Origin of the sequence: Terriglobus sp. YAF25 (genome assembly GCF_052113305.1) — a bacterium.
Taxonomy (GTDB): Bacteria; Acidobacteriota; Terriglobia; order Terriglobales; family Acidobacteriaceae; genus Terriglobus.
This window is the reverse complement of sequence record NZ_JBFRCY010000557.1, coordinates 1-5,333: the sequence shown is the minus strand read 5'-3', so window position 1 is coordinate 5,333 and position 5,333 is coordinate 1. Positions and strand designations below refer to the sequence as shown.

At 57.1% G+C, this 5,333-nt stretch carries 4 protein-coding genes and 1 pseudogene; 1 reads left to right on the top strand and 4 read right to left on the bottom strand.

From position 1 onward, the window contains the following. The 4 genes and pseudogenes from AB4043_RS20020 to AB4043_RS20005 form a co-directional block, all read right to left on the bottom strand. Nucleotides 1–463: pseudogene (locus AB4043_RS20020) on the bottom strand (hypothetical protein); the annotation flags it as partial. 195 nt (nucleotides 464–658) lie between these two features. Then, the gene (locus AB4043_RS20015) at nucleotides 659–1,003 is read right to left on the bottom strand and encodes a nuclear transport factor 2 family protein (RefSeq protein ID WP_442307888.1); all 345 of its coding nucleotides are present in this window, start codon (nucleotides 1,001–1,003) and stop codon (nucleotides 659–661) included. Between the two features lie 337 nt (nucleotides 1,004–1,340). After that, a complete protein-coding gene (locus AB4043_RS20010; protein ID WP_442303101.1) occupies nucleotides 1,341–1,907 on the bottom strand; it encodes a DUF4256 domain-containing protein in 567 nt (188 codons plus the stop codon). 122 nt (nucleotides 1,908–2,029) lie between these two features. After that, complete coding sequence (locus AB4043_RS20005; protein WP_442307887.1) at nucleotides 2,030–4,300, bottom strand: alkaline phosphatase family protein; 2,271 nt, start codon at nucleotides 4,298–4,300, stop codon at nucleotides 2,030–2,032. Nucleotides 4,301–4,550: 250 nt separating this feature from the next. Here AB4043_RS20005 and AB4043_RS20000 point away from each other — a divergent pair, with 250 nt between their 5' ends. Then, nucleotides 4,551–5,054 carry a GNAT family N-acetyltransferase gene (locus tag AB4043_RS20000; protein WP_442303099.1) on the top strand — a complete coding sequence of 168 codons (504 nt, stop codon included), beginning with the start codon at nucleotides 4,551–4,553 and terminating at the stop codon, nucleotides 5,052–5,054. The last annotated feature ends 279 nt before the right edge of the window (nucleotides 5,055–5,333 follow it).

Genomic DNA, 5,333 nt, shown 5'->3' with positions numbered 1-5,333 from the left:
TCGTGAAGGTGTTTCCTGCATAGTCGCAGAACTCAAACGGCTCACGATTGCCGCGGGCGCGTTTCTCAATCTCCGGCAGTGCGCCTGTCGCCATCCACTCTTCCGTCTCGCAGGCGAACCGCATCGCCAGGGGAACGTTACGCTGCACTCCTGCGCCGTTGACATAGAGATCGGCCAGAATCAGCGAACCGCCAACCACCCAGCTCGTAGGTTGATCCGGGTTCTGCGCGAGCTTAGCCTTCTGCGCAAGCCGCTCCTGCCACGCACAGGCACGCGCTTCAGCGTAGTTCACGGCCTGCCCGATACCGCGATAGGAGCGATAAGACGCACACGCCGGAAATACCTTCGGAGCAGGAACCGTCTGTGCCTCGGCGGGCAGCGGAACGGAGGCATACGCAGCGCAATCCGCAGGTTGGCCGGCAGAAACGGTCTGACCCAGGGCAGCAAACGCACAGTTTGCCATGAGAGTGGCTGTCGCGAGACCAAAGAGCTTTTTCCAGCGGGAACGCGCGCAGATCATGTGAGCGCAGTATATGACGATTCGCGAGCACCGCACGCTACTTGTACCTTGTCACGCCATCGAAGGGCGCCTCGATCTTCACTCCGCCACGCACCATTCAACTATTCAACTATTCAACGATTCAACGATTCAACTACCTCACGCGTAGTTCCCGGCTGAACGGAAACACTTGCCTTCATCGTTAAAGAAAAGGATTTCCCCACAGCGGCGGYCCGCCTGGTTGGTGTAGCAGATCACCACTGAATTCGCTCCGGTGTAAACCGTCTCCAGCGTGAAATGCAAACCCGGAAACAGACCCATGGCCTTCTGCCAGTAAGCACGGATGGCGGGCTTGCCGTGCAAGGTACCGGAAGGTTCTCCCATAATGTTCACGATATGCGGAGACGACATTTCAAAGTCGTCCGTGTAGAACGCCATTACCTGGTCCAGATCATGCGAATTCCAGGCAGCAATCCAGTTAGCGGCGAGATTCGAAGGCATCATGCCTCATTGTGGCACGGCAAATGAATGAGAACCCAAGGTCTTACCGACAAATGTGCCTACCATACTCTAGATGGCCCATCCATCGCTTATGAATCTCCGACGAACTTTGTTCGTTGAGCGGTAACGCGATGGACGGGATCGTCGGGATCCTCAGCGAACTCGATTCGCTTTGGGGTATTCGAGCATCAGTTCGAACCGTTTTGCTTAAGGGCATGGCTTCAGCCATGCCGCACATACGCCAAAGAAGCAAGCGGCTTCAGCTGCTGAGGTCCGCTCTTCACCCGTCCGCACCATTCAACCCGCAGAGAGAGCCATTCAACCGCAGCTCGAACCGCCATCAAACCTTAAACAATCCGCGAAACCCTCTGCCGCGGTAAAAGCAGGGCGCAGTGTTGTGATACACAAAGACGCGCCCATAGCGCCGGTCGCCAAAGATAGCTCCGCCCAGCTTCGTAATCTCATCCGGCGTCTTCAACCAGCTCTGCGTCTTGGTGTCGAAGCTCCCAAGCTTCTGCAGCTCTCGATACTGCTCTTCGTCCAAAGGCTCAATCCCGATCTCCGCCGCCATATCCAGAACATTACCCGCGACCGGTAGGCCTTCCTTCTCCCGCTTCTTCTGCCCTTCCCGGTCATAGCAGACGTTTCGGCGACCGTCGGGACTTTCGGCCGAACAATCACAGAAGATGTATTCCCCCGTCTCATCATCTCTACCGATCACATCCGGCTCACCGCCGGTCCGCTCCATCTCAATCAACGTCCAAAGCGCCCGAGTCTTTCGTTCGAGCCTTGCCTGCACGTCATGCCATGCAAGCCCTGCATGACGGTTCCCATTCCTCTCAAAGCGTTCCTGCAGCGTTTTGAAGAGTGTCTCGCGTTGTTCCTTTGAGAGAGTCGCAGCGGCCATCGAGGGAGCTTCTGCAATGGCGCGACTGTCAGCGCCAGCCTGAATGGATGATAGCGAGCAAACAGGCTCTCCGTGGATAAACCGCCGACTAAAACTTCTTATTGAATCTCGTGATCTCGTTCCTAATACATCTTCGTAGGCGTGCACGGGTCATACCCAAGCGACTGCACGCTCACCGGCACCGGAGGCGTCGGCGGCGTTGACCACGGCACTGCATTGAAGTCGAAGAACTCCAGCAGATTCGGTTGCGCTGCGAAGCCCTGTTTGGCAGGTGCGTCGGCCGCGTTGGCTCCGGGGTCATTCGAGTTCAGGTCGCAGTGTGTGGTCGGTACTCCACCGCTGGGTACGCAGGGTTTGTAGGAATCGGCATTCACGGAGATCTGCGCGACGTCCGGAATGGAGCCGAGTGAGGCATCGGTATTCGCGTTCGATGCACCCGGCACCGGAGGCACATGGTCATACGGCCCGCCGCCTTCGTCATAGCTCAGGAAGAAGACGGAATTCGACCACGCCGGGCTGGCCGTGAACGCATTGATGACCTTAGCCACCTGCGCCTGTCCTACGATGTTCGACCCGCCGGAGCCTGGATGTTCATCGTTATTGCCGTAGCCCGCTTCGATGAAGGAGAAGCTCGGCAGCGTGTTGTTGGTCAGGTCAGTAAAGTAAGTCGAGAGAGGTGCAACATGGTTGGGATCGATGCAGAAAGAGTTGGAAGCATCGCCGACAACACTGGACTTCTGCGTCGGAGCCACGCATGCTGATCCCGAAGGGTTCTGGTACAGATACTTGTTTGCCCACCCGAAGTAGCTGAGGACGGTGGCTGGGAACTGCGCCGCCGCGCCTCCCGTGCAGTCATCCGCGGAGAGGCATGAACCCTGAGTGACCGTGTAGTAAACCTTCCAGCTCACACTGGACTGGTCCAGCTCCTGGAAGATGGTCGGCAGGCCAAGCTGCGGTAGGTGATCGTTCGAACCGGGATCGAAGACCAGGCCCTGTGTGGTTCCACCGGTAAAGGTGGCGATGCGGTTGGGAATGCTCTTGCTCGAGAGCGGTGAGAACCAGCGGTCAGAGACGGCGAACTGCGACGCCATGTAGTAGTAGTAGTTCAGGAATCCCTGATCGTAATACCCCATCACACGCATACCGTTTGTGTCCGTATAGTTGCCGGAGCAGACTCCCGACTGCAGGCACGACTTCGCAAAGCCTTCGGCCGTGTGCACGAAGCCGTCAAGATTGATGCCCCGCAGCGTGCTGAAGTCATAGCGGCTGACGTCGCCATAGCTCTCCAGCCAGGAAGAGCTGGCGTCATCAATGCAGGAGCTCTTCAATTTGAAGAGCTGATACGAGACACCTTCATCATTCTGGTTGCTGACGCTGGCGAGCTTATCGTCAATGCCGTCGACGTTATACGTCTTGCCATCCTGGCCGATATTCCAGCCGTTGCTCAGACGATACGGATTCAGCATGCCGAAGTAGCTGTCGAAGCTGCGATTCTCCTGCAGCATGAAGACAACATGATTGATCTTTTGTAGATCGGCCGCGGGCACAACCGTAACCGTAGCAACCACCGAAGTGTTGCCATCCGAGTTCGTGGCGGTTGCCGTGTAGTTGGTTGTGGCGTTGGGTGTGACCACCTGCGTTCCGCCGGTCGCGGCGAGCGTGTAGTTGGAGCCATCGTTTCCGCTAATAACGACTCTGGTGGCATCGCCGGCGACGACCTTGAGCGTGGAAGAGCCGCCCGCCGTAATCGTGGAAGAGGTCGCGGTGAAGCTGACTGTAGGCGGCGCCTGATTCCTGACCGTGATGTTTACCGGTGTATTGAGCGCTCCGCCGCAGTTATCCCACTCCTGCACGAAGGTGTTGTATGAGCCTGGATTGAGAGTCAGCTTGGTGTTAAGCGACGCGCCGTTGACGTGGTAGGCAAGCGTGTTATTGACGTAGATGCCCATCGCTGCCACACCTGCCGCGCAGGTGGTGCTGCCTGCCGTGGCGGTGTAGGTCACAGGCGAAGTATCCGTGCTGTTGTTCGCGGGCGAGCTGATGGTAACGCCGTTCTGTGTGCTGCCGCCGGGGATCGTAATACTGACCGGCGTAGTCGTCGAACCGCCGCAGTTATCCCACTCCTGCACCACTGTGTAATACGAACCCGGACTCATCGTGAGCTTGGTGTTCAGCGAGGCGCCGTTCACCTGATAGACAAGCGAGTTATTGACATAGATCCCCATCGCGGCGACGCCGCTGGAGCAGGTCGACRCAGTAGCCGTGGCAACATAACTGACCGGGGAGCTCACCGTCGAGCCGTTCTGGGGACTGGAAACCGAGACGGTAGCAAATACGGGAGCAGCCAGGAGAAAGAAAACAGCAGCAAGAAAGACACACAGCTTGCGATTCATATTGTTTTGCCCTGCAAATCGTCAGAGGGATCGACCGGCGTCGGCTTTCCCGCACACCCGGACGAAGATGTGTGATGCCAAATTGTTCGGTAGCGACTGCCTGGGTCATGAGATTTTTGTCAGCCGAAATCGATAGATTCATTCTGTGTTTGGGTAGGAATCCAGGGTCTCCGCACCCGCCCTAGCGTTGCGAGGGCGGGGCACCCATGCGAAGGAAACGCATACTCCTTCCGAAAGAGATAATGCACTCATGGTCAACACCCGCTCTGCTAGCGCAATACGGCCCGCAAGCGTAGCCGACGCCGATAGCATCTGGCTCATCCTCGAGCCCGTCTTCCGTGCCGGCGAGACATACACCTTGCCTCGGGATATCGGACGCGATGAGGCGCTTGCCTACTGGTTCTCAGCCGGTAACCAGGTCTTTGTCGCGGAAGATGCCGGTGAGATTCTCGGCACCTATTACCTGCGCGCCAATCAACGCGGCGGCGGATCGCATGTCTGCAACTGCGGCTACATGACGGCAGTGCGCGCAACCGGCCGAGGCATTGCCCGAACGATGTGCCTGCATTCCAAAGAGCAGGCAAAACACTCCGGCTTCCGTGCAATGCAGTTCAACTTTGTGGTCAGTACGAATGACCGCGCCGTAAAACTTTGGCAGAGTCTCGGGTTTGCGATTGTAGGAAGGCTGCCGCTGGCCTTTCAGCATCCATCAAGGGGCCTCGTCGATTCACTCGTCATGTTCGCGGAGCTCTGATCGAGAGGACAAGGTCCCTTTGTTTGGTCATTTCGTAGCTCCCAAAGGGAACGGAGAAATCTGCTTCTCCCCCATACTTTCCTCCCAGCGACAAAGCCCCTCAAGAACCTCATTCGAGATTTTGAAAGACAAACCTTGCCTGCCCATCGATCAGGGTGTAGATTGTCTACATCATTGATGTAGGCGGTCTACACCCTGGAGTATTTTTCCTGGAGGTGTAGTGCAGGGCTAGTGTATCTATGGGCGTTTTCCGCAATGAAAACGCCGCCGCACGCTTCT